Source organism: Marinobacter sp. (assembly GCF_046484525.1).
In the GTDB taxonomy this organism is placed as follows: Bacteria; Pseudomonadota; Gammaproteobacteria; order Pseudomonadales; family Oleiphilaceae; genus Marinobacter.
Genome location: NZ_JAWOIS010000069.1, coordinates 1 through 25,366 on the forward strand (window position 1 = coordinate 1; position 25,366 = coordinate 25,366).

Annotated in this window: 22 protein-coding genes; 9 read left to right on the plus strand and 13 right to left on the minus strand. The window is 61.4% G+C overall.

Annotated features, from left to right (window positions below; all coding sequences use genetic code 11):
* The 12 genes from R6W86_RS14705 to pilG all read right to left on the minus strand — a co-directional run.
* A partial coding sequence (locus R6W86_RS14705) for a histidine kinase (RefSeq protein ID WP_410330112.1) occupies positions 1–717 on the minus strand: 717 nt, incomplete at its 3' end.
* A 91-nt stretch (positions 718–808) separates the two neighbouring features.
* The gene (locus tag R6W86_RS14710) at positions 809–1,621 is read right to left on the minus strand and encodes a metal ABC transporter permease (protein ID WP_410330113.1); all 813 of its coding nucleotides are present in this window, start codon (positions 1,619–1,621) and stop codon (positions 809–811) included.
* Positions 1,608–2,396, minus strand: a complete 789-nt coding sequence (znuC, locus tag R6W86_RS14715) for a zinc ABC transporter ATP-binding protein ZnuC (RefSeq protein ID WP_410330114.1) — start codon at positions 2,394–2,396, stop codon at positions 1,608–1,610. The genes R6W86_RS14710 and znuC overlap by 14 nt, the downstream gene beginning before the upstream one ends.
* Positions 2,389–2,880: a Fur family transcriptional regulator gene (locus tag R6W86_RS14720; protein ID WP_410330115.1), complete on the minus strand. Its 492-nt coding sequence runs from the start codon at positions 2,878–2,880 to the stop codon at positions 2,389–2,391. The genes znuC and R6W86_RS14720 overlap by 8 nt, the downstream gene beginning before the upstream one ends.
* Before the next feature lie 74 nt (positions 2,881–2,954).
* Complete coding sequence (locus R6W86_RS14725; RefSeq protein WP_410330116.1) at positions 2,955–3,416, minus strand: chemotaxis protein CheW; 462 nt, start codon at positions 3,414–3,416, stop codon at positions 2,955–2,957.
* An 11-nt stretch (positions 3,417–3,427) separates the two neighbouring features.
* Entirely contained in the window at positions 3,428–4,480 is a 1,053-nt protein-coding gene (locus R6W86_RS14730; protein WP_410330117.1) for a chemotaxis protein CheB, read from the minus strand.
* A complete protein-coding gene (locus R6W86_RS14735) occupies positions 4,480–11,997 on the minus strand; it encodes an Hpt domain-containing protein (protein ID WP_410330118.1) in 7,518 nt (2,505 codons plus the stop codon). Before R6W86_RS14735 ends, R6W86_RS14730 begins: the two co-directional genes overlap by 1 nt.
* Before the next feature lie 11 nt (positions 11,998–12,008).
* The gene (locus R6W86_RS14740; protein ID WP_410330119.1) at positions 12,009–12,908 is read right to left on the minus strand and encodes a CheR family methyltransferase; all 900 of its coding nucleotides are present in this window, start codon (positions 12,906–12,908) and stop codon (positions 12,009–12,011) included.
* Positions 12,909–12,935: 27 nt separating this feature from the next.
* Positions 12,936–15,011: a methyl-accepting chemotaxis protein gene (locus tag R6W86_RS14745; RefSeq protein ID WP_410330120.1), complete on the minus strand. Its 2,076-nt coding sequence runs from the start codon at positions 15,009–15,011 to the stop codon at positions 12,936–12,938.
* 92 nt (positions 15,012–15,103) lie between these two features.
* Positions 15,104–15,649, minus strand: a complete 546-nt coding sequence (locus tag R6W86_RS14750) for a chemotaxis protein CheW (RefSeq protein ID WP_410330121.1) — start codon at positions 15,647–15,649, stop codon at positions 15,104–15,106.
* Between the two features lie 22 nt (positions 15,650–15,671).
* Complete coding sequence (gene pilH, locus R6W86_RS14755) at positions 15,672–16,034, minus strand: twitching motility response regulator PilH (protein WP_410330122.1); 363 nt, start codon at positions 16,032–16,034, stop codon at positions 15,672–15,674.
* 32 nt (positions 16,035–16,066) lie between these two features.
* Positions 16,067–16,459, minus strand: coding sequence for a twitching motility response regulator PilG (pilG, locus tag R6W86_RS14760; RefSeq protein ID WP_008175635.1), 393 nt, complete (start codon positions 16,457–16,459; stop codon positions 16,067–16,069).
* Positions 16,460–16,753: 294 nt separating this feature from the next.
* Here pilG and gshB point away from each other — a divergent pair, with 294 nt between their 5' ends.
* The 8 genes from gshB (at position 16,754) to R6W86_RS14800 (ending at position 23,743) form a co-directional block, all read left to right on the plus strand.
* A complete protein-coding gene (gene gshB, locus R6W86_RS14765) occupies positions 16,754–17,707 on the plus strand; it encodes a glutathione synthase (RefSeq protein WP_410330123.1) in 954 nt (317 codons plus the stop codon).
* Positions 17,708–17,759: 52 nt separating this feature from the next.
* Positions 17,760–18,620, plus strand: coding sequence for an energy transducer TonB (locus R6W86_RS14770; protein ID WP_410330124.1), 861 nt, complete (start codon positions 17,760–17,762; stop codon positions 18,618–18,620).
* A complete protein-coding gene (locus tag R6W86_RS14775; protein ID WP_410330125.1) occupies positions 18,617–19,183 on the plus strand; it encodes a YqgE/AlgH family protein in 567 nt (188 codons plus the stop codon). Before R6W86_RS14770 ends, R6W86_RS14775 begins: the two co-directional genes overlap by 4 nt.
* Positions 19,176–19,616: a Holliday junction resolvase RuvX gene (gene ruvX, locus R6W86_RS14780; RefSeq protein ID WP_410330126.1), complete on the plus strand. Its 441-nt coding sequence runs from the start codon at positions 19,176–19,178 to the stop codon at positions 19,614–19,616. The genes R6W86_RS14775 and ruvX overlap by 8 nt, the downstream gene beginning before the upstream one ends.
* A gap of 35 nt (positions 19,617–19,651) precedes the next feature.
* Entirely contained in the window at positions 19,652–20,161 is a 510-nt protein-coding gene (gene pyrR / locus R6W86_RS14785; protein WP_410330145.1) for a bifunctional pyr operon transcriptional regulator/uracil phosphoribosyltransferase PyrR, read from the plus strand.
* Positions 20,162–20,200: 39 nt separating this feature from the next.
* The gene (locus R6W86_RS14790) at positions 20,201–21,211 is read left to right on the plus strand and encodes an aspartate carbamoyltransferase catalytic subunit (RefSeq protein WP_410330127.1); all 1,011 of its coding nucleotides are present in this window, start codon (positions 20,201–20,203) and stop codon (positions 21,209–21,211) included.
* Positions 21,208–22,512, plus strand: coding sequence for a dihydroorotase (locus tag R6W86_RS14795; RefSeq protein WP_410330128.1), 1,305 nt, complete (start codon positions 21,208–21,210; stop codon positions 22,510–22,512). Before R6W86_RS14790 ends, R6W86_RS14795 begins: the two co-directional genes overlap by 4 nt.
* Before the next feature lie 199 nt (positions 22,513–22,711).
* Positions 22,712–23,743, plus strand: coding sequence for a putative solute-binding protein (locus R6W86_RS14800; RefSeq protein WP_410330129.1), 1,032 nt, complete (start codon positions 22,712–22,714; stop codon positions 23,741–23,743).
* Positions 23,744–23,776: 33 nt separating this feature from the next.
* Here the strand turns inward: R6W86_RS14800 and R6W86_RS14805 are convergent, their stop codons facing one another.
* Positions 23,777–24,049, minus strand: coding sequence for an HU family DNA-binding protein (locus tag R6W86_RS14805; RefSeq protein WP_410330130.1), 273 nt, complete (start codon positions 24,047–24,049; stop codon positions 23,777–23,779).
* A 233-nt stretch (positions 24,050–24,282) separates the two neighbouring features.
* On the opposite strand from R6W86_RS14805, the gene R6W86_RS14810 reads away from it, so the two are divergent.
* The gene (locus tag R6W86_RS14810; RefSeq protein ID WP_410330131.1) at positions 24,283–25,347 is read left to right on the plus strand and encodes a hypothetical protein; all 1,065 of its coding nucleotides are present in this window, start codon (positions 24,283–24,285) and stop codon (positions 25,345–25,347) included.
* The last annotated feature ends 19 nt before the right edge of the window (positions 25,348–25,366 follow it).

A 25,366-nucleotide genomic window follows, 5' to 3' on the forward strand; every position in this document is an offset into this window, starting at 1 on the left:
GCCGATAACGCCATGCTCGTCGAGTTCGGCAATCAGGGCCCCGTACAGGGTGACCAGGTCCCGGCTGCGTTCCTCGCTGTCGTTGAGTGCCTGCCGCAGGATGTTTTTTTCCACCTGCAGGTTGTTCATCTGCTGATCGGCTCCCTGTTCCCTCCGTTCCAGTTCCAGGATCCGACGTTGCTGGCCATGCAGGCGCCGGCACAACAGTAGTGTCATCCCGGCCGCGACCAGGGTCAGTGCCAGGCCGACCATCCAGGCGCTGGTTCGGGCCTGGCTCGCCGCCCTCCCCAACAGCGCCGACGTCGGCACCGTGGTCAGCATCCAGTGATGATTGCCGGGCTGGATCTCGGTGCGCAGGGCAAGTGTGGGATCCAGGTGGCCTTCGGCCTGCAGCTGCAGGATGGGAATTTTGCTGTGCCGTTGCAGGGTGTCGATGCGCAGCCCCAGCTCGTCCGGCAAGGTATCGCCTAGAATGACGGGCAGCCAGCTTGCGGGCGGGGTGTCGCTGTCCAGGTAGGTCGGCGCATTGGCCAGCAACTGATTGACGATGGCCTGGTGCTGGGCACGGTAGCGCGCGTCAGCCAGCTCCCGGGCCTGGTCCGCTTTCAGATTAGCGGTCAGGGCGGTAGTGATCAGCCCGGTGACCAGGATAACGAGGGGAATCCAGAGCGCGGGCCAGAACAATGGCCCGGCGCCAGGGGCAGAACGGCTCTCCATGCGTCAGTCTCCCCGGGAGCAGCCGGTGGCTCCCGATCCAAAGCGGCGTCGATGGTTACACCATAGACCAGCCCGAGGGGCATGGGAAGAATCAGGTGGCGGTTCTGGCCGTAGTGCTATAGGTCACCAGGAAGGTCAGAAAAGCGGTCACCACCACCGAAGGACCGGCCGGCGTGTCCAGATGCCAGGACAGCGCCAGGCCTCCACTGACGGCGACAAAGCCAAAGACCATGGCCAGCCCTACCATGTGCTCTGGTGTGCGGGCCAGCCGCCGTGCCGAGGCGGCCGGGATGATCAGCAAAGCGGTAATCAGCAGGACGCCGACGATTTTCATGGCCACTGCGATAACCAGGGAAAACATCAGCATCAGGACCAGTCGCAGTCGTTCGACGGGAAAGCCTTCGACCCGGGCCAGCTCCTCGTGAATGGTGCTCATCAGCAGCCCTTGCCACAGGGTAACCAGCAGCACGAGTATGGCGACGGCACCGCCATAGATCCACAATAGATCATCCCGACTCATGGCCAGCAGGTCGCCGAACAGCAACCCTGTCAGATCAACGCGCACATCCGGCATGAAGCTCAGGGTGACCAGACCGATGGCCAGGGCACTGTGGGCGAGGATCCCCAGCAGCGTATCTGTGGCCAGGGCACGGGTTCTTGTGAAGGCCACCAGAACCAGTGCGAGGACCCCGCAGGTGATGATTACACCGACATTCAGCGGCACGCTGATCAGGAAACTCAGGGCAATGCCCAGCAGCGCGGAGTGGGCCAGGGTGTCGCCGAAATAGGCCATGCGCCGCCACACCACGAAGCAGCCGAGGGGGCCTGCGATCACGGCGACGCCCAGACCTCCGATCAGGGCGCGCCAGAAGAAGTCGTTGAGGAGACTGTCAATGATGGGCATGGTCGCAGCTGTCTCCGGGACTATCGGCTGAGAATGAATGACCGAGGACGACGTCTCCGTGCAGGTTGTGGTGGTGGTTGTGGTGGTGATGGTACACCGCCACCGATTCGGCCACCGATCGGCCGAAGGTTTCGATGAAAGCCGGGTCGTGGGAAATATCGGCAGGAAAGCCGCTGCAGCAGACATGCTGGTTCAGGCAGATGACCTTGTCGGTGGCTGCCATAACCAGATGCAGGTCATGGGAAATCATGATGACGCCGCACCTGAGTTCTTCGCGGAGCTCCCGGATCAGTTCATAGAGCGCGGCCTGGCCGTTGATGTCCACACCTTGGGCCGGCTCGTCCAGTACCAGCAGGTCCGGTTTCCGGGCCAGCGCCCTGGCCAGCAGCAGTCGTTGTTTCTCACCGCCGGACAGGTGATGAACCGAGGCGTTGATCAGATGCTCGATACCGGTCCGCGCCAGGGCTTTCCGGCATTCGGTGCGATTGCGGCCACTCAGAGCCATGAAGCGCTTGACCCTCAGGGGCAGGGTGGCTTCCATCTGCAGGTTCTGGGGCACATAGCCGATCACCAGATTCGGTGCCCGCTGCACCTTGCCCTCGGTGATCGGTTGCAGGCCCAGCAGGGCCTTGATCAGGGTGGTCTTGCCCGCGCCGTTGGGGCCGATGATGGTGATGATGTCGCCGCGATGGACGCTAAGGTTGACCCGATCCACGGCGGTACGGTCATCGAACCGGACTGTGAGGTTGTCCAGGGTCACGAGGGGATCAGTCATGAGGGACCTCCGACTGGCATCTCGGGCACTGGCCGGCGATCTCCAGGGTCACATCCTCGGCCTTGAAGTTCTCGGCTCTGGCTGCGCCCTCGATTGCCACGGAAACGCTGGGGGCGGTGAGTTCCAGGACATTGCCGCAGCTGCGGCAGATCAGGAACATGCCGGTGTGCGTTTCGCCGGCATGGGCGCAGCCGATAAAGGCATTGAGTGAGGCAATCCGGTGTACCAGGCCGTGTTGCTGGAGAAAATCCAAGGCCCGGTACACTGTCGGTGGTGCCGCATTTTGACCCTCGGCGGTCAGCTCAGCCAGGACGTCATAAGCACCCAGGGGCTTGTGGGATTGCCAGATCAGCTCCAGGACCCGCTCCCGGGTGGGCGTCAGGCGCGCATCCCGGGCCCGGCAAATGGCCCGGGCATCAGCCAGTGCCTGGCTGACACAGGCCTGATGGTTATGGGGGCGATAGGGAAGTGCTTGGCTGGCCATGACAGGAATCCTGGAAATTTTGATATATTATAACATTTCCGGGTTTTCCTGCCATGGCCCGGCAGGAGCAAGCGCTAGCGACGGGCAGAGTGTGCCAGGGATTCCAGGTATTCCAGGTTGGGAATCCAGGCCTCCTCGCTTTCCACTTCGACCTTCATCAGATCTGCCGGGCCCGTCTCGGCCTCAAGCTGGTGCACTTCCGCTTCGGTCAGTCGTGCCTGGCTCGGAATTCCCTGGGTGATCAGCGCCATGAACGGTACTTCATTGTGATGCTCGCCAATGGTGTTCAGCACCACAATCCGGCCTCGGTTGTCGCCCGGTACCATCAGGCTGCCGCCGTTGGCGGCATCATAGGAAATCACCGGCAACTCCAGGCCTCGCCAGTCGAGGTAACCGACCAGCCAGTCCGGGGTGTTGGAGCCGGCTTTTTCACTGGCATAGTCCACAACCTCGGCAATGGAAACGTTGGGCAGTAACAATTGCCGACGGGTCATCGGGATCATGACGCAGGGGAGGGTTTGACGGTTTTCGGGCATCGCTTTTGTCCTCAGGCGGAATTGCGTTTCTGCCGGCCTCTGAGCAGGCAAGATTTTTCAATGGTTTTGATCAGTTCCTGGGCCAGTTGCTCGGGAGTGCCGGAAAAGCTGGCGCAGCCAGTGGCCGCCACGGAATCCGGCATGGAACTGTTTCCGCAACTGCTGCTTTCCTGGACCCAGATCCGGCTTCCGAAGGCTTTTAGGATGGGCGCGGCCAGGGCGCCATCGTTTCCCATGCCGGAAAAGAGGATAGCATGGCAGCGGGCCCGGTAATGGTCAGCCACGTTAAGCAGCACCTGGTCGATGGACGGGCCGTAAGGCCCGGGCCAGGGCTTGTCCACTTCCGTCAGCGCGCCGGTACTGTCCAGCCGCCACTCGTGTTTGACCGGCATCAGCACCACATCTCCGTTGCGGACCCGCCAGCCTTCCTGTGCTGGTTTGAGTCGATAGTGGGCATCACGGCCCAGGACCCGGGTCAACACCTCAGTGAAATTGTCGCCAATGTGTTGGGCATAGATAAACCCCACGGGCAGTCCTTGAGGCAGGTGATCGAGGAAGGTTTTTACCGCCGCCGGTCCGCCCAGGGAAGCGCCCAGAATCCAGACCTCTTCGGCAATGGAATCGGGTGCTGCAGGCTTGATCCAGTGGGGCAGTTCGGGCTTGCTCTGTGGTGCTGTTGCCTGGTCCTCGAGCTTTTCAAGTGTGGTCTCGGAGTCCAGCTCCTCCAGATGGCCGAGTTGCTTTTCCAGTTTCCCCAGCAGCCGGCGCTCCCAGCGGAAGTAGTCGGTGCTGCCGGACTTGGGGGCCTGATCAAGTCCAAACAGGACCGGAGCCTCGGTATTGTCCAGCAACAGATCAAACAGCGCAGGGTGGTCGGCCTCGTCTTCCAGGGTAATCAACCACAGATCAGCCTCGGGAAACCGCGGCTGGTATTCCAGTCGCCGGGGATCGCCACAGAAGGAGACTTCGAGTCCAAACCTGGCCGTTGCAGCCTGCAGCCGGTGTCGCTGCAGGACCACATCGGACACGATTCCGACCCGGGGCCGACCTCCCTGGCCGGCCATTACTCGGTTCCGGTCAGCCGCTTGATGGTCTCAAGCAGCTCGGTTTCCTGGAACGGTTTGCCGAGGTACTCGTTGACGCCGATTGCCAAGGCGCGCTCGCGGTGTTTCTCCCCCGTCCGGGAAGTGATCATACAGATTGGCGTTTCCCGCAGGTTGTCGTCGTGGCGAATGAAGCTGGCCACTTCGAAGCCGTCCATTCTCGGCATCTCGATATCGAGCAGGATGATGTCCGGTTTGTGATCCTGCAGCTGGGCAACCGCATCCAGGCCGTCTTTGGCGGTCAGTACTTCCATGCCGTTGCGCTCCAGCAGGCGGGAGGTAACCTTCCGTACAGTAACCGAGTCGTCCACCACCATGACGGTGGTGATCTGTTCTTCGTAGCGGGCGGCTTCCCGTGCTTTCTCGAGGTTTGCCAGACGTTGACGATCGGACAGGATATCCGAACGCAGCATGGCCGGGAGATCCAGGATCACCACCACGTTACCGTCACCCAGGATAGTGGCACCGGAGACTCCGCGCACCGAACTGAACTGGGGGCCGAGGGATTTGACCACGATTTCCCGGCTGCCCATCAGGCTGTCCACCTGCAGGGCCATGGGCTGTTCGGAGCCCCGCACCAGGATCACCGGCAGTGGCAGTGCCTGGCCCTGGAGTTTGGGCTGGTGGTCACTGTTGAGCAGGGTGCCCAAGTACTGCAGCCGGTACTGCTGGCCGGCATACTCGTACATCGGCGCATCCGGCTTGTAGTATTCCTCAAGCTCATAGGTACTGACCCGCACGATACCCTCGATGGTGTTCAGCGGGATGGCGTAGAAGTCCTCGCCGGTGGTAACCATCAGGGCGCGGTTCACCGATACCGTGAACGGCAGGCGCACGGTGAAGGTGGTGCCCCGGCCGACAGTGGAATCGATATCCAGGCTGCCGCCAAGTTGTTTGATCTCGCTGGCCACCACATCCATCCCTACGCCGCGCCCGGAAATCTGGGTGACCTGCTCAGCGGTGGAGAAGCCCGGCTGCAAGATGAATTGCAGGACTTCCCGCTCTGACAGGTCTTCATCGGCCCGCAGCAAGCCCTGCCGGATGGCCTTGTCGCGGATGATATGGGAGGGAATGCCCTTGCCGTCGTCCATCATCCGCAGCACCACGTCGCCCCCTTCCCGGGTCAGGGACAGGGTCACTTCACCGATTTCGGGTTTGCCGGCGTTTTTGCGGTCTTCCGGGGCTTCGATGCCGTGGTCCAGGGCGTTGCGCAGCATGTGTTCGAGAGGCGCGACCATGCGCTCCAGGATGTTGCGGTCCATCTCCCCTTCCGCGTTACGGACATCGAAATCCACCTTTTTGCTCAGTTCGCCACTGATCTGGCGGACGATCCGGCGCAAGCGGGGCACCATCGAGGCAAACGGAATCATCCGGGTCTTCATCAGACCTTCCTGGAGTTCCGTATTGATCCGGGACTGTTGGACCAGCAGGGTTTCGGTATCTCTGACCCGATCCGCCATGGTTTCCCGGAGGTCTGCCAGGTCCGAGGAGGATTCGGTCAGGGCCCGTGACAGCTGCTGGATGGCGGAATAGCGGTCCATCTCCAGAGGATCGAAGTCCTCACCATAGTCCGGGCCGTGCTCCTGTTCGGCACGGAACAGGATCTGGGCTTCGGTCTCGATCTCCATCCGGCGTAGCTGTTCCCGCAGACGCTCGATGGTCGCAGCCATTTCATCCAGAGTGTGGCCGAAGTCACTGGTCTGCTGCTCCAGTCGGCCACGGGTGATACTCGTCTCACCGGCCAGGTTGACCAGCTCGTCCAGCAGCGGTGCCGAAACGCGGATGGTTTCCTGGACCCGCTGTACTTCCGGGGCCTTTTTCCGCGGTTGAGGCGGTGCTTTCGCCGGCGATTTTTCCGGTTTCGGTGCCGGAGCTGTCTCAGCCTTGGGCTCAGGTCCGGCGGCCGGGGTTTCCTCGGCCTGGGCAGGACCGGTTTCGGGCGCGGAAGGTGCCTCCGATTCAGCCACACCACCTTCGAAGCGACGGCGAATCTCGCCGACCAGGGCAATGATAGCGTCGTGTTCGGCAGTGATGGCCTGCCACTGGGCGTCGTCCGGAGCGTTGCCACCCAGGTCGATCAACCGGGTCTCGAAGGCATGGGCCTTGTCGCCAAGTTCGGTCAGCTGGGCCAGACGTGCACCGCCCTTGAGCGTATGCAGCGCCCGCTGGGCTTCCTGATTGAAATCGTGATTGCCGGGTTCTTTTCGCCAGTTCTCGAGCACCTGTTCGAGCTGGTCCATGATCTCGCCGGCTTCTTCCAGGAAGATCTCCAGCACTTCCGGATCCACGGAGTCAGCGGTGGCCGTTGCGGATGCCTCAGCGCCGGACGTCTCGGCTGCCCCTTCAATTCCTGCGGACCGGAAAGCCTGGACCAGATCATGCCGGGTTTCGGGTTTATTGCCTTCTTCCAGGGCGGCCAGCATGGTTTGCAGGCTGGTATTGGCCTGTTCACTCAACGCCAGCAGGGCATGCTGGTTGTTGGCACCGCCAATCAGGGGGTCCAGCGCCTCGGCCCAGGCTTCGGCCAGCTCGGCAATGGGATCGACATCTGACAGTCGGGCACCGCCCTTGAGGGTATGGAGCTCCTGCTGGAGCTGGGTCACCCCGGACAGTTCCTCTGGTTCATCCTTCCACTGGGCCAGGCATTCAACGATGGCCGTGTGAATTTCCAGACCCTCGTCGAGGAAGATGCCAATCAGGTCGTTGTCGGAAACCGGCTCCAGGTGGTTCTTCAAACCGGATTCGGTATCAGGGCCGGACTGCTCCCCGGAGATTTCCGGCGTCGGGGCGGTCGGGGTTTCACCGCGGATGACCGATTCCACCTGGGCTACCAGATCGGTGGCTGGCGGGCAGGGCTTCTGGGTCGCGACCTGCTCAACCATCTGGGCCAGACGGTCATGGCAGGCAAACAGCAGGTCTGTCATTTGCTCGGACGCAGCCAACTGGCCTTCGGCAACTTTCTCGAACAGGTCCTCAAGCACATGAGTGAGGTCGCCGATGGCGTTGACGCCGGCCATGCGGGCTCCCCCTTTCAGGGTATGTACATCGCGCTGCAGTTCGGCGGCCACTGAGGTGTCGGACGGGTTCTCGCTCCAGGTGTGCAGGGCACTGCCGGTGGAGTTGATCAGGTCATAGGCTTCTTCGAGGAAGATGCCCACCAGTTCCGGATCCAGATGGGAAAGGTCTGTCGGAGCCTGTTCCGCCGTTTCACGGATGGTTTCTTCAGCGGCATCGTGCATGGGTGCCGTGGTTTGCTCGGGTTCTTGCCCCGTTTCAGGCGCGGCAACATCGGTAACCGGTCTTGAACCGGTGGCGCTGCCCATATAAGCCTGGATCTCGGCAACCAGATCGGGGGCTGGCCTTGGTGTCTCACGGTTCTCCAGGGCTTCAACCATGCCGGCGAGGCGATCATGACTGCGGAACAGCAGGTCGGACAGCTGGTCATTAACGGACAGCCGCTGCTCGGTCAGGCCCTCGAATAGAGTTTCCAGTTCATGGGACAGGTCACCTACCGCAGGGATATCGCCCAGGCGGGCGCCGCCCTTGAGGGTGTGCAGATCCCGCTGTAGTAACCTGAGGATGTCCAGGTTGCCGGTATTTTCACTCCAGTTCTGCAGCGCCTCGGCGGTGCTGTCGATCAGATCGCGGGCCTCTTCCAGGAAGATCTCGGCCAACTCCTGATCGAGCCCGTCATCCGATTCATCGGTCTCCGGAAGCGGTGGCTGATCGGTTTCGGAGTACTCCTCGGGAGCTGCCTCGGATTGGTCCAGACCATCGGTGTCGAAGCTCAGGTCAATCTCTTCAAGCTCGTCGCTGAACTGTTGCTCAAAGGCGTCCGGTGTAACGGATGCATCGGTGCCGGCTGTATCGGACGGCTTGCTCCCGCCTTCGGCCAACGTCTCGATACGGGCCAACAGTTCGGGATCGGAGCCGGTGGCAAGGCCGGCAGCGACCTGATCCATCATGTTGATCAGTTGCTCATGACCGGCACGGACGGTGACGAAGAAGTGCTCATCCGGCGCCTGATGGTTGTCGGCGACTGCCTCGTAGGCGTTTTTCAGGGCGCCGGCAAGTGCTGAGACATCGGTGAGACCGGCGTCAGCCGCACCCTCGGTCAGCTGTTCCAGTTCGTTCCGGAGTTGGGCCAGCGTGCCGGTTTCCGTCGGATCGGCTGCCCACTGATCAAGGATCTGTTCGGCGTCGAGGACAATGTCCAGGCCCTCATTCAGGAACAGGCGCACGAGTTGTGATTCGGCCTGTTGGGTCGGCTCCCTGGTGTCGTCTTCGGCAGTGGCTCGGAGGGTGGCTCGGCTGATGCTCTCGAGTGTTCCGAGGAATTCGTCGGTGCCCGCCAGTGGCGCTTGCGGGTTCCGCCGAATCTGGGCCAGACCCCGGGTCAGGAAATCGCAGGCTTGCTTAATCAGGGCGATCACTTCCCGATCAGCCCGCTTGTTCTGGGCACGGGCTTCTTTTACAAAGCGCTCGAGGGGGGTGATGACCTCGGCAATGGGCGTGATACCGGCGGTATGGGCGCTGCCCTTCAAGGTATGCAGGGCCCGGGACAGGTCGTCGGTATAGGCAACGGTGGTCTTGTCGCCGGCCGCAGTAAGGTAGTCCTTGAGGGTTTGCAGGTGGGTCTCGGTTTCGCTTTCGAAAATGTCGAGCAGGACCGGGTCCACACCGCTGTCGTCGGCTTCATCGCTGTCGTCGGCGGTTGCATGTGCCGTTTCGGCTGCCTCTGTGCCGGCCGGCATGGCGCCGGTATCCGGGATCTCGCCGTTGGCCAGGGTATTGGCCCGGGATTCCAGGGCCGAAGTGTCCGTCGAGGGCGCACGGCGTTTTTCGAAGTCTTCCACCAGAGGCGGCAGTGCCTCGGTGACGTCCTGCAGCAGGGCGGCAATGTCGTTGTTCATCAGGATCGAGCCGTCAATGGCGCGATTGAGCATGGTTTCCACGGACCAGGCCAGCTCACCCACCACATTGGCGCCAACCATCCGGCCGCTGCCCTTGAGGGTGTGGAAGGCGCGACGGACTTCCGTGAGCGCGCTACGGTCATCGTGCTGTCTCAGCAGCATCGGCAGGTACTCACGGATGGTATCCAGGACCTCACCGGCCTCTTCGACGAAGATCTCGAGGATTTCATCATCGATCAGGTCGTCATCGTCGGCACTCGCGGGCACTTCGGGTGCAGTGGCGGTTTCCGGTTGTGCCAGTGTCGCGTTGGTGACCGAGACCTCCGAGTGCTCGGGCGCTTCGGCCTCCGCTGGCCGTTCGGCGTCCGTGCGCCGGGTATCCGCCATGGCCTCGGCGCGCTGGATCAGGGTATCGACCTGGCCGTCCGCCTGTCCTTCCCGGAATTCCTGGATCAGCATCGGAATCCGGGCGTTGACCTCATCCACCAGGGTGAACAGATCGTCGGTCAGTTTGATGGTCTGATCGATGACCCGGTTGAGTAGATTCTCCACCGACCAGGCCAGTTCGCCGATGCTGGTGGCGCCCACCATGCGGCCACTGCCCTTGAGGGTGTGGAATGCCCGACGAACTTCGGTCAGGGCTTCACGGTCGTCGTGGTTCTGGCGCAGGCGCGGATAGAAATCGTGGATGGTCCCCAGGACCTCCTCGGCTTCCTCAACGAAGATCTCCAGGATTTCGTCGTCCAGCAGGTCATCATCGGATTCCTTGGTTTCCCCGGGTGCGGCGGCAGATTCCTCGGTAGGACTGTCCACCTCTGCAGGCACTTCCGGCTCTGTTGCCGGGGCGCTCCAGGTGGGTTCTGCACCCACCGGAAAACCGAGGGAAGCCAGGCTGTCTTCGGCGACCTTCAGCACGGCGTCATTTTCACTGATACCCTCGGCCAGCCGTTCCAGGTAGTACTCGATACTGGTGACGACGTCGGCCAGGGTGTCCAGCTGTTTCCAGTCCGGCACCTGTTTGCCACCGAGCAGGACATCGGTGATGTAATGCTCGGCGGATTCAAGCATGTCCGCCACGCGATCGAGGGGAATCAGCGCCAGACCGCCGCGAATGCTGTGCAGCAATTCCGGGACATGTTCGATCTCGCGGGTATCCCACTGGGAGGCGATAAAGTTCACGATGGCGGATTTGACCTGCTCAAGGGTGTTACGCGACTCGCGCAGCAGGGCAGAGCTGGCCTCGCCCAGTTCCCGGGAGCCCAGGTTGATCGCGCCGCCGGGACGCGCCTGATCCTGGGCCTCGATCTGACGGTCGGTGTCGAGGCCGGCCAGGCTGGCTTCGACGTACAGCAGGGCGCCGGCTATATCCATCAGGGTGCCGTCGTCGACCAGTTCCATCTGGTCGCTGAGCTTTTCCACCAGTTCGATCTGTTCGGTCACTACCTTGCGGGGAATCCCCAGGCCGAGCACGGCGAGGGTGTTGGCCACCTGGCGCAGTCCGGGCAACAGATCATCCAGTTCGCTGTTTTGGCGCAGCTCGGAGCGCACGAACAGATCGAGCTGGTCTTTGAGCTTGGCCAACTCTTCGTTCAGTGCGCTGACCACTGAGTGGATCGCTTCGCGGCCTGGCCCTGATACCCGGGTACGGGCGGCATCGACGTCATCGTCCGATGGCAATGCCAGGTTGAGCTTGTAGTCATGACGCAGGGCCTGGACCTGCGGGGTGTCCAGCCCCCGGGCACGGGCCACGTAGTAGAGCAGGTGCTTGAACAGAGCTTCCGGGGCCGGTTGCCGCAGGACATTACCCTGGTCGTCGCTGAGCAGACGGATTTCGGCATCCAGCTCCCGCAACAGGGATTTGACGGCTGCGTTGACAGGGTTTGCATGGGCCTGGAGGGTTTCCACAAAAGCGCTGGCCGCTTTCCACAGTTCACCGCGCGGTGTGTTCTGGCAGAGGCGGGCGAGCCGTTGGATGACCTTTTGCAGGTAACGGAACTGGGCATCCAGATCTTCCTCACGGACCACGCCGGCCAGGGCGAACTGATACATCTGCCGGAGCTTGCGGATATGGCCGAGAACTTTCGGATCCTGCAGGCGCCGGGATGCGGCACTGCTGACACTCATCTGCGCCCGGCTGAGATCCGGCTTGAACAGCGAGGTGTCGGAGAGCAGGGCTTCGCCCCGGGCTGCCCGAAGATCGTTCAGTATCGGCAGCAGCACCATCGGGAAATCATCTTCGCTGCTGGTCAGGTGCTCCAGATACTGGGGTAACTGAAGGATGGCCTGCATCAGGATATCAACGGCCTCGTCTACATTGCTGACGGACTCGTTGAGAATTGCCTGGGTGAGTTTTTCCATTTCTTCGGTGAGCAATGCTGCACCGTAGAGTTCCACCATCTGCAGGGTGCCATGCACCTGATGGAGATAATTCAGGCAGAAGCGCAGGCGCGCGGTGTCGTCACGGTTCTCGACATACGCTTCCAGTGCATGCTGGCCTTGGGTCAGCGTGTCCTGTATTTCTCCCCGAACCCAGTCGAGGGCGATGCTGTCATGGTGATTGCCCATAACCACTCCGGTTATTCTTCGTCGGCCTGGCGTTTGATCCACGCCAGAACATGTTCCGAGGGTACCCGCTGCAGGCCGGGTGGTTGCCAGTCGGTCAACTCACCCTGGCCGAGCACCAGTAATCCCCCCGGTGCCAGTCTCTCTGCTAATCGCTTCACGATCTCCCGCCGGCGCCAGCGGCGGAAATAGATCAGCAGATTCTGGCAGAAGATGATGTTCATTCCGTGCATGGGTGCGGTGTCCAGATCCAGGACATTGAGCCTGGTAAAACACACCCGATCGCGGATGCTCTTTACAATTTCAACAGTATTTCGCTCGGCGGGGCGGAAATACCGGTCCTTCAGCCCTTCGTCGATACCCAACAGTTTCCGGGCGCTGAACTGCCCCTTGCCGGCCTTGTCGATGGCGGGCTTGCTGATGTCGGATCCGGTAACCCCGAACAACGGCTGCATTGCCAGCTGGTTCATGCACTCGTTGAGCACCATCGCCAGCGTGTAGGGCTCTTCGCCGGTGGAGCAGCCGACGCTCCAGGCTTCCAGCGCACGTTTCCTCAGCTGCTCACGCGGCCTCGTCAGGACATAGTCGGACACCAGTCGGAAGGCGTCGGGATCCCGGAAGAACCGGGTCTCCTGAACGGTCAGCCGGTCCACCAGGGTTGCCCACTCCACCACAGCGTCCGGGCCGGATACGATTTTCTCGTAATAGGCCTGGTAGCTGCCGCAGCCGATTTCCCGCATCCGGATCCCGATATTGGTTTCCAGGAACGAGCGTCTATCGGACGACAGGGTTATCCCGGTGCGATGCTCCAGCAGGGTCTGCCACTGGTGGAACTGCGCAGCATCCATATCCGGAAGGCTGCGCATGGACCAGATACCTTCGGCGGGTGACAGGTTGTCATGCGTATGCGCCATAAACTGTCAGTTGCCCCGCGCCGTTCTTCAGCCCACCACCGGAACGTCGGCGTCTTCCTCTTGTTCTTCGTCGGCCACGTCCTCTTCCGGCAGGGTGAAGCCGGCAACAGAGGACCGCAGTTCGGATGCCATTTCGGCCAGGTTCCCGATAGACTTCGCGGTCGCGTTGGTACCGGACGAGGTCTGGGAGGTGATTTCCTGGATAACGTTCATCGTGTTGGAAATGTGGGCCGCAGAGGACGACTGCTGGCGTGCGGCGTTGGAGATGTTCTGGATCAACTCCGCCAGAGACATGGATACGTTCTCGATTTCCTCGAGTGCAATACCCGCGTCCTGGGCCAGACGGGCACCACGGACTACCTCGGCCGTGGTGTGTTCCATGGAGATAACCGCCTCGTTGGTATCGGACTGGATCGTCTTGACCAGGGCTTCAATCTGCTTGGTTGCCGCAGAGGAACGTTCCGCGAGGCGCTGAACCTCGTCCGCCACCACCGCGAAGCCCCGGCCCGCGTCACCGGCCATGGAGGCCTGGATCGCGGCGTTCAGGGACAGGATATTGGTCTGGTCGGCGATGTCGTTGATCAGGGATACGATGTCACCGATTTCCTGGGAGGATTCACCGAGACGCTTGATCCGCTTGGAGGTTTCCTGGATCTGCTCTCGGATGTTGTCCATGCCGCGGATGGTGTTCTGTACCACTTCCGCGCCTTTCTTCGCGATCGCAACCGACCGCTCCGCAACCGCGGAGGATTCGGCGGCGTTCGAGGATACCTGGTCGATGGATACGGCCATCTCGTTGACCGCGGCGGAAGCCCCCGCAATTTCCTGGGCCTGGTGCTCGGAAGCGTCGGCCAGGTGCATCGCGGTGGACTGGGTTTCCTGGGCGGCGCCCGCTACCCGTACCGCGGTACCGCGAATTGCCTGTACCAGTCCGCGCATCTGGTCGATCGCATAGTTGATGGAGTCGGCGATGGCACCGGTGAAGTCCTCGGTTACCGTAGCCTCGGTGGTCAGGTCACCATCCGCCAGGTCGGCGAGTTCGTCCAGCAGTCGCAGGATCGCGTTCTGGTTCTGTTCGTTCTGCTCCTGGGTCGCAGCCAGGCGGGCCTGGGCGTCGCGGTAAAGGGCAAGACCGATGAAGACAACAATGGCAACCATCGCGGCCAGGATGATAAAGGCCAGGGTCGGGCTGACCAGGCGTGCGCCTGGCTGGTTGCGGAAGTTTTCGGCAAGAACCGACAGTCCGGAGAGCAGGATCTCGGAGTTCTGGAAGATGTCGCTGGCAGCGTTGCGTACCTTGAAGAGGTCGGGAGAGGCTTCAAGGATGGCGTCTACGTTCTGGGAAACGAATTCGAACAGTTCGGCAACTGCTTCCAGGCCATAGATGGCGTCTTCATCCGTGACCCGGGAGATACCCATGGCTTCGTTGCCGTTGAGCTGGCCGTCGAGAACCCGGCCGAACAGGCTGGCGTCGCGGCCAAAACGGTCGGCGGCGATAACCGCATCTTCGTCACCGGACAGTACGTTGTTAACAGAACGCACGATACGTTCCGCCAGCAGGGACTGGCGCTGTGCCAGGGCGATTTGTTCGGCCGGAGCGCCCTTGTCCAGCAGGATCTGTACGATGTCATCGTACTCCACCTGCAGCTGCGGGATGGTTTCGTTCAGAGTCCGGGCAACCTCGTGCAGGCCCAGAACCGCGTCCTGGGTGGAGAGGATGTTATCGGCATTTTCCCGGACGATGTTCCAGTTCTGTTGAACCCCGCTTTGCTGTGCCAACTCGCTGGGTGGCAGGCCGGTTTCCGGGTTGCCTTCGGTGACGTTGGTCCAGAGCTGCTGGAACTCATCGCGGGACTGGCGCAACTGGTTGAACGCCTCGGCGGTACCTCCGGCGGCCTCGGTCGCGTTCTTCGCAATGGCCTGCGAGAGTACCCGCAGTTCCGCAGTGTGGGCGATGTATCGCTGATCGTTCTGGCTGTCACGGTTGATGATGAACAGCACGGCAACGAGCAGGACGGTAAGTGCGATCAGTGCTGCGATCAGGCCGGCAACAAGCTTGTTGCCTCCCTGTCCCATACCCAATCTTCCGGCTCTGTTTTTCATGTTCTGGCTCCCGGCCTCTTCAAATATGTTGGCAAGTCTGTTTTAGCGGATTTCAGGCGGTCAGGGTGATGTTCCTGCCAGTGTCACCACCCTTACCACTGCGCGACGTCCAGGAAGCGTTCGTCTGCCACCAGGTCGGCGGCGGAGAACACTCTCCAGACTTCCTCGTTACGTTCGTAGCCGCCTGTAACAAACGGACGAACGATTTTGGGGACCCCTTGCGGCGCCTCCCGGAAACTGTCGGTTGCGAAATATTGCATCCCCAGAACGCTGTCTACGACCAACCCGCTGAACACATCGCCCTGCTCGACGACCAGAACCCGCCGGTCACGCTGACTGCGCGAGGAGCGGGGAATGTCGAAGAAGCTGGCGAGATCGACCAGGGGGAGCAGGCGGCCGCGCACGTTGGCGGCCCCCAACAGGAATGGCCGAACACCCGGAATATGGGTAAAACGGGGAACGTGGAGAATTTCTGTCACTTCACCCATGGGGGCCACATAGTGCTCACCCGATAACACGAAGCCGATGCCGTTCCACAGCTCAACGGCTTCCTGTTGCTCCGGTAGGCCGGCGGCCATGGATCGGCTGCGCTGGGCGATATCCGTCAGAACGGCAAAAGGGGCGGCCTGGGCGGACATGCGTACTCCAAGGTTGTGAGGGTCAGGCGATCAAGCTGTTGATGGCCTTGATCAGGTCGTCTTCGTTCACCGGCTTTACCAGGTAACCCTTGGCGCCCTGGCGGGTGCCCCATACGCGGTCGGTTTCCTGGTCCTTGGTGGTGACGATGACAACCGGGATGGATGCAGTCTCCGGTGCACGGGTCAGCTGGCGGGTCGCCTGAAAGCCGTTCAGGCCGGGCATGACTACGTCCATCAGTACCAGGTCCGGCGTTTCGGCGCGGGCCTTGGCAACACCATCCGCGCCGTTATCGGCGGTCAGGACTTCGTGCTTGTGCTTTTCCAGGATAGTGGAAATCTTCTTCACTTCGGTGGGGGAGTCATCAACAATCAGAATGCGGGCCATGGTTTCCTCGATGGTTCTTGGTTTCAGCAGGTTTACTGTTCCGCCTGTGGTACGTACTGGCGGATGGTGTTGAGCAGCTCGTCCTTGCTGAACGGTTTGGTCAGATACTGGTCAGAGCCTACAATGCGACCTTTCGCTTTATCGAACAGTCCGTCCTTGCTGGAGAGCATGATGACCGGCGTCTTTTTGAAAGAGGAATTGTTCTTGATCAATGCGCAGGTCTGGTAGCCATCCAGGCGCGGCATCATGATGTCTACGAAAATGATGTCCGGCTGGGAATCGGCAATCTTGGCCAGAGCGTCAAAGCCGTCAGTCGCGGTGATGACCTCACAGCCGACCTTTTTGAGGAGGGTTTCTGCGGTGCGACGAATCGTCTTGCTGTCGTCGATCACCATAATTTTCAGATTCTCGAAGTTGTCATCCATTGTCCAACTGCCTTGCGCTCAGCGACTATCTTTATTTTGAAACGGGGGTTTTAACACAAACCTCAAGGTTCTTCTATAAACCCCGCTCATTTATAGAATATTGATGGCCATATAAAAAGTATTAGTTTGTGACTAAATGTACTTCTGCCCGCACAGTCACGTATCCCTGAGGATATCTCCGGATGCATTCGTGGCTGGGGTACAATACCATCGACGTCTCAGCATAGCATTTAACGTCCGGTCCGCTCTGCTGACCGGTTCGTGTTTTTACTTCCCAGGAGCTCAAGAGACACAATGACAGTCCGACTCGGGATCGTGATGGATCCCATTGAAAACATCACGTTCAAGAAAGACAGTTCGCTCGCCATGTTGCTGGCCGCGCAGAACCGGGGCTGGGAAATCGAATACATGGAGTTGCCGGACATGTACCTCGACGGTGGCCGGGCGATGGCCCACACCCGGGATCTGACTGTGCACATGGACCCGGAGAACTGGTTCAGCTTCGGCGGCAGCCACGACCGGGCCCTGGGCGATCTGGATGTGATCCTGATGCGCAAGGATCCGCCGGTGGACCGGGAGTTCCTGATGGCCACCTACATCCTGGAGGCGGCGGAACTGCAGGGAGCGCTGGTGGTGAACCCCGCCGCCACGCTGCGGGACTGTAACGAGAAGCTGTTCGCCACCCAGTTCGAGGACCTGACTCCGCCGTTGCTGGTGAGCCGTTCGGCGCACCGGTTCCGCGAGTTCTATGCCGAACACGGTGATATCATCATGAAGCCGGTTGACGGCATGGGTGGTCACTCGATCTTCCGGGTGCGGGAGAACGATTTCAACCTGGGCGTCATCATCGAGACCCTGACCAACTATGGCACCCATCAGGCCATGGCCCAGAAATACATTCCCGAGATTGTCGATGGTGACAAGCGGATCCTGCTGATCGAGGGCGAACCGGTACCCTATGCTCTTGCGCGGATTCCGTCCCAGGGCGAGAATCGCGGCAACCTCGCGGCCGGTGGCCGGGGCGAGGGCCGGGAGTTGACCGACCGTGACCGGGAAATCTGTGCCCGCGTCGCTCCTGCGATCAAGGAGAAGGGCCTGATGTTTGTCGGCCTCGACGTGATCGGCGACTATCTGACTGAAATCAATGTAACCAGCCCCACCTGCATCCGGGAACTGGATGCAGCCTATGGGATCGATATTGGCGGCATGCTGATGGATGCCATTGAAAAGCGCCTGAAACAGGCGTAACCGACAGAACGGGGCTAGCAGTGCAGGACCAACGACAGGATCAGGAACAGGAATGGCAGTTCAGGTAAGCGATTTTGACCGGTTTTCCTTCACCCTGTTCATGGCATTGGCCGTGCATGCGATTGTCGTGCTGGGTATTACCTTCGCGCCGGAGCCTCCGCGCTCGTCGGCGCAGACCATGGAAATTACCCTGTCGCAATTCGATGACGAGAAGGCGCCAGAGAAGGCCGATTTCCTGGCCCAGACCAGTCAGCAGGGCAGTGGTACCGAAGATGAGCCCCGGGAAATGACCACACCCCGGCCGGCTGAGATCAGCCAGCCAGAACCGGCACAGGTGCAGCTTGAGCCGCCGTCCCGGCCGGAACCGGTCCGTCAGCAGGAGCAGGCGGTGGTGCAGACCACCGCACCCTCCAGCCAGAAGGTGGCCGAACCGGAAGAGGTTGCGGAGCCTGAACCACAGCCGGTGAAGGAAAAGAAAAGCCTCATGGAGCGCAGTCTGGAAATCGCCAGCCTGGAGGCACGGTTTGATGCCCAGCAGCAGGCCTATGCCCGCAAACCCCGCGTCGTGAGGGTCACCTCTGCCTCGACCCTGAAATCCACCAACGCCTGGTATGTCCAGAACTGGATCAGCAAGGTCACCCGTGTCGGTAATATCAATTACCCGACCGAAGCCCGCAGCGCGGGCATCTACGGCACGCTCCGGATGCTGGTATCGCTCAAGAAAGATGGCACAATCAAGGAAGTGGCTATCCTGCAATCCTCGGGCAGCCGGGTCCTGGACGACGCCGCCATCCGCATCGTACGCATGGCATCCCCGTTCGCCCCGTTCCCGGAAGACATGCGAGAGGAAGTGGATGAGCTGGAAATCATACGAACCTGGTCTTTCCAACGGCGGGGGCTGACATCCGGATGACCGCAACCAGGAAATCTCCCAACAGTCTGCAGCACCACTTTCTCGTGGCTTCGCCCTGGCTGGCCGACCCCCGTTTCCACGGTGGTGTGATCTACATCTGCGAACATTCCGACGACGGTGCCCTCGGGCTGATGATCAATCACCCCCTGGACATCCACCTCGGTGAGATCCTGGAACAGCTGGACATGCATGGCTCCGAGCTGGACCTCCCGGTGTACAGTGGCGGCCCGGTCCAGCCCGAGCGTGGCTTCGTCCTGCACGGTCCCGGTACCACCTGGCAGAATACCGCCCAGGTGGCCGAGGACGTCCTGCTGACCACCTCCCGCGACATCCTGGCCGGCATTGGCCGTGGCGATGGCCCGGAAGAGTTCCTGGTGGCGCTGGGCTACTCCGGCTGGGGCGAGGGTCAACTGGAGGAGGAACTGGGCAGTAACTCCTGGCTGACCTGTCCGGCCACTACCGATATCCTGTTCCGGACCCCGGTCCATGACCGTTACCAGGCGGTTCTCAAGCTGATCGGCATTGATCTGAACCAGCTGACCGAGTTCGGTGGCCATGCCTGACGCGGGTAACCGCCGGGTGATGGCGTTCGATTTCGGCACTCGCCGGATAGGCGTGGCTGCGGGGCAGGAGTTGCTGGGGACCGGTGAACCGTTGGCGATGATTCCTGCCCGCGATGGCATCCCGGACTGGTCGGTGGTGGAGAAACTGCTTGAAGAGTGGCGACCGGATCTGGTGCTGGTTGGTCTGCCCCTGAACATGGACGATACCGAGAACGAGATGTGCGCCCGGGCCCGCAAGTTCGGCAACCGTATCCACGGCCGTTTCCATTACCCGGTGGAAATGGTGGACGAACGTCTCACCAGTTTCGAAGCCAAGGGTGACGTCATGGCCCGCGGTGGCAGCCGGGATTTTGGCCGCCATGGTGTCGATGATCGCGCCGCGGTACTGATTCTGGAAACCTGGTTCCGGGAACAGGATAATAGCGCCGGATGACATTTTCGGCTGACCTGAAACACAGTGAGGACCTGATGACCGCACAGCTTGACATCAACCAGCTGCTGAACGAGCTGGAAACAGGATTGCGCCGGATCCTGGAGGAGCGCAATGTCACAGAGCCGGCGGTGATCGGTATACGCACCGGTGGCGTCTGGCTGGCGGACGTACTCAGCAAGCGCCTGGGTATTGATCAGGCCTTTGGGGAGCTGGATATTTCCTTTTACCGGGATGACTTCAGTCGCATCGGTCTGAATCCGAAGGTAAAGCCGTCCAGCCTGCCGTTTGACACTGAGGACCGGGACATCATCCTCATCGACGACGTCATCATGAGCGGCCGGACCATCCGTGCCGCCATGAACGAAATTTTCGACTACGGTCGTCCAGCCAGTATCATACTGGCCACCCTGATTGATCTCGGCGCCCGGGAACTGCCGATCCAGCCGGATGTAGCCGGTCGGGTGCTGTCCCTGGATGCCCACCAACGGGTCAAGCTCCGGGGCCCCGATCCCCTGCGCATCGAACTACAGGAAACCGGGCAGTAACCAGCGATTCCATACGGCAACACAGCAAACAGGCGACCCATGACCGCACACGACCCTTCCCCGCACCACTTGCAGCTGACCCGGGATGGTCAGTTGCGGCATTTCCTGACCCTCGACGGTCTCGACCGTGATTTGCTCACCGATATCCTGGACACCGCCGACTCCTTTATCGAAGTAGGGGAGCGGACCATCAAGAAAGTGCCGCTGTTGCGGGGGCGTACGGTGGTCAACCTGTTCTTCGAGTCCAGTACCCGAACCCGCAGCACCTTCGAGCTTGCCGCCAAGCGCCTGTCTGCGGACGTGCTGAACCTTGATATCAGCACCTCGGCGACCTCCAAGGGCGAATCCCTGTCGGACACGCTGCTCAATCTCGAAGCCATGGCCAGCGACATGTTTGTGGTACGCCACTCCCAGAGCGGGGCGCCGCATTTCATCGCCGAGAGCGTGACGCCCGGGGTCGCCATCATCAATGCCGGCGACGGGCGCCATGCCCACCCCACCCAGGCGATGCTCGACATGCTCACCATTCGCCAGCACAAACAACGGTTTGACGGCCTGAAAGTCGCCATTGTCGGTGACGTCCTGCACTCCCGTGTCGCCCGCTCCCAGATCCGGGCGCTGAATGTGCTCGGGGCGGCAGAGGTCCGGGTGATCGCCCCGGGAACCCTGCTGCCCAAGGATGTGGAGAGCCTGGGCTGCAAGGTGGAATACGACATGGAGAAAGGCATGAAAGACCTGGATGTGGTGATCATGCTGCGGCTCCAGAAGGAGCGCATGGAAGGGGCCCTGTTGCCCAGTGAGCGGGAGTTCTACCGGTTGTATGGTCTCAATCGTGAAAAGCTGGCCCTGGCCCATCCGGAATGCATCGTGATGCATCCGGGGCCGATCAACCGGGGGGTGGAGATCGAATCGGCGGTGGCAGACGGGCCCCAGTCGGTCATTCTCAACCAGGTCACCAACGGCATCGCCATCCGGATGGCGGTGATGTCCATGGCCATGGGTGGCCAGGTGGCAGAACGCCAGCAGAAGGCAGAGAGGGCAAAGGCATGAGTCATACCAGCAACCAATCCTCGCCGCTGCTGATTACCGGTGGCCGTCTGATCGATGGCCAGGGCCGGGAGACCGACAACGACGCCCTGCTGATCCGCGATGGCCGGATTGCCGCCACCGGCAGCCAGGCGCGCAGTGCCGATGTGGACGATACGATCAACGCCGACGGCTGGGTGATTGCCCCGGGCTTTGTCGATCTGTGCTGCAACCTGCGCGAACCGGGCAATGGCCAGAAGGGCAATATTGCGTCGGAAACGCGGGCCGCGGCCCACGGTGGCTTCACCACGGTTTGCGCCTCGCCGGAAACCTCGCCGGTCAATGATTCCGGCGCGGTCACGCACCTGATCCGGGATGTGGCTGCCAGTCGTTCTCCGATCCGGGTGTTGCCCATTGGCGCCATTACCCGCGGGCTGGAGGGCGACTTGCTCAGCGATATGGCGGGCCTCAGGAATGCCGGCTGTGTCGCCGTGGGTAACGGCTCCCGGGGCGTGCGCAATGCCCGTATCCTGCGCCGCTGTATGGCCTACGCCCAGACCTTTGGCCTGACCGTGATGTTCAGCCCGGAAAACCAGGCCCTGGCGGCAGACGGCTATGCTCATGACGGCCTGGTGACGTCCCGCCTGGGGCTTCTGGGGATTCCCGAGGTGGCGGAGACCGCCGCGGTCATGGAGATGCTGTTACTGGCGGAGGAGACCGGTGTGCGTCTGCATCTGAACCAGCTCTCCTGTGCCCGCAGTGTCGAAATGCTGGCGGACGCGCAGCAGCGGGGAATCAAGGTCACGGCCGACGTCGCTATGCACCAGCTGGTGTTTACCGAGGATGCCCTCGCCGGCTTTGATAGTCGCTTCCATGTCCGTCCTCCACTGCGCTCGGAAGCCGACCGGAAAGCCCTGGTGGCCGGCGTGAGGGAGGGCATCATTGCTGCCATTGTCAGCCAGCACCAGCCCCACGATTCAGCCGCCAAGCAGGCGCCGCTGGCCGCCACCGAACCGGGTCTGTCCACCATCGAAAGTGTGTTGTCCATGGGTCTGGAGCTGGTTAACCGGGATGAGCTAGCGTTGACCGACCTGGTGCGGGCACTGACCACCGGGCCGGCTTCGGTCATCGGCCGGAGCGCCGGACTGGCCGAAGGTGATATGGCCGACCTTTGCCTGTTTGATCCGGAGGCGATCTGGACCGCTGACGACAGCTCCCTGGTTTCAGTTGGACGCCATGCACCGGTCATCGGCCGAGAGCTGCCGGGGGTAGTCCGGATGACCCTGGTCGAGGGCCGCAAGGCTTGGGATGTGTTGCAGGCCTGAACCCGGAAATGCGGCAGGGGTCCGGTGACCTCTGTCGACGCCATCACAGAATCCCCCCTCTTGCTGAAAAGACCTTGATGGCAGGCACCTGTGCCAACGTATTCTTGTACCGGTCGACCTAAGGTCGCTCAAGGACAACGTGGCAACGCCGGCACCTGGACGTTCCGGCGCCCGACAATAATAAATCAGGAGTTATCCCGTGAAATCAGCAAACTTCCCGCATCGGGTGGCTGTGGCCGCTACCCTGTGCGCCTCCCTGTTGTTTCCTTCCCTTGGCCAGGCTCAGGAACAGGCGCCCAAGGAAATCCTCGAGCGCAGTTTTTGCGTCTTTGATCCGGTGGGGGCCAATGGCCCTCTGTTCGCCATCACCAAAACCTTCCAGCCCGTGGCCCTGAAGCGGGGCATCAAGCTGGATCTGCGGGCCTACACCGATGAAAAGGTGGCAGCCGAGGACTTCAAGGCCGGCCAGTGTGATGCTGTCCTGCTGACCGGCACCCGGGCCCGCGAGTTCAATAAGTTTACTGGCAGTCTCGAGGCCATGGGTGCCGTGCCGGGCGAGGAGGAGATGCGCCTGCTGTACAACACCCTGAGCCAACCCAAGGCCCGGCCGTTCCTGGTGAACGGCCCCTATGAGGTGGCTGGCGTGTTCCCGGCCGGCGCGATCTACCTTCACACCCGGGATCGCAGCATCGACGCTGTTGAAAAACTGCAGGGCAAGCGGATTGCGACCCTGGATTATGACGAGGCGTCAGTGCGGATGGTGCGGCACGTCGGAGCCTCGGTTGTAGGTTCAAACTCTGCCAATTTCGCTGGCAAGTTCAACAACGGCAGCGTCGATCTCGCCTATGCTCCAGCGGTGGCGTACCAGCCCCTGGAACTGTACAAGGGCGTGAATCCGGACGGTGCTGTGGTTCGCTACGCGATTGCCTACATGAACTTCCAGGTGATCATGTACCGGGACCGCTTCCCGGATGATGCCGGCCAGATGGTTCGTGATCAGGCCATCCAGCGTCTGGACGAGGCCTACGGAATCATTGCCGAGGCTGAAGCCGGCATTCCCGAAGATGTCTGGATGAGCCTTCCGCAGGAAGATACCGCCGAGTACGACAAGATGCTGAGAAAGGTGCGCCTGTCCCTGCTGGAGGACGGTGTTTACGACGAGCGTGCCATCAAGCTGATGAAGGCAATCCGGTGCCGTGTGGATGGTGCCCGTGCGGAGTGCGCCTCCTGAGAATCAGGGCCCGCCGTGCGGGCCCGGTGGTCCTTACTGAACCGCACCCTTGAGGGCCTTGCCCGCCTTGAACCCGACGGTCCTGCTGGCGGGAATCTGGATGGAAGCCCCGGTCTGGGGATTGCGGCCGCTGCGGGCCTCACGGCTGCGGATGTTGAAAGTCCCGAAGCCAATCAGGCTGACATCTTCGCCCCGGGCGGCAGCGGCGGATACCTGGTCGGTGAAAGCGGCAATGACTTCGCCGGCTTTTTCCCGGGTCATTCCGGTGCGGTCCGCGATGGCGGCAGCGAGTTCAGGTTTACGCATGGGAGAGTCCTCTTATTGTCGTTGTCGACAGAAATCTATAGTGGCTCGGCGCTGATTGTGCAAACCAGGCTGTTACAAAAGCACCGGCCGGAGGCGTCATTTGCGGCCCCTGTCTCATAAAAACCGGCCCTGACAGGCCATAATGCCCGCCGGTTACAGTTTGTAACATTTGCGCCGGCTGCCGGTGTCGAGTCCGCGTGATCAGAACAAGAATGTAGAAAGGTACAGAAGTCATGACCGACCTCCGCAATTCCCCCCGATCTCCGAGCACCTTCCGGGTCCGCTTACGTGGCCTGCTCGCCACGTTTGCCGTCACGACCCTGGTCACCGGCTGCGGTGTGATTGACCGCATGATGTACAAGACCACAGGTGACGTCATGCAGGGTTTTTCCCGCAATCACACGGTGCCTTACCTGATGCAGTCACAGGATCTGGCCATGGGTTGTGCCATGAGCGAGGCCACTGCGCCCCTGTTGATGTCTTTCGGCCGGGTCACTGACGAGCCGGACCAGCTGGCGGTCATGCTGTACCTATCCTCCGGTGGCTGCGCCGAGGAGCAGGCCCGGGAGCACGAGCTGGATGCCCTGGCGGCCCTGAACGGAATGGAGGCCGAGGAAGCGGAGGATGCCATGATCCGCCAGAAACGGGCCTACGCTCTGGCCTCCCGGCGCTACTTCCGGGCCTGGCAGCATCACCATGCCCATTACGGCGAGGTCGGGACCGGTGAGTGCCCGGAATTCGAGGATGACATGGACGAGTTCATCTACCTCGCCGGCCTGCTCTCTGGCTTGCAGGCACTGAATGCCCAGATCCAGTCCACCTCGTCGATCGGAGTGCCGGCCAATATCGGTTCTGTCGTGGCCCGGGGGAGCGGTTGCCTGGCCAACGACAAGTGGTGGGGCGCGCCCATGGCGTTGCGTGCCACCATCTGGGCCATGATTCCCGGGGCCCAACCCGAGGGCGAGGATGCCTTTGAGCGGCTGGAGATTGCTGATGATCAGGGCGAGGCCGCAGGTGTCCGCCTGCCGCATGTGTTCCATGCCATCGCCGCCCTGAACAAAGGTGATGAGTCACGGCTTCGGGAAGTCATCCGGGAGCATGCCGAATCCCTGGAGCAGGATCCGGCCAACAAGGACTGGCGTTTCGTGGATGCCATGGCCACCAACATGATCGTGGCCATTTCCGACCGGATGTGGGTCGAGAATACCGGGCACCGCACGCCGCTTGGTCAGCTCGGCACCTTCTGGGACGACCGGCAAGAATCGGTTGAAACCATGGATCTGGACGATTTGCTGTAAACCATCGGTTCCCGGGGAT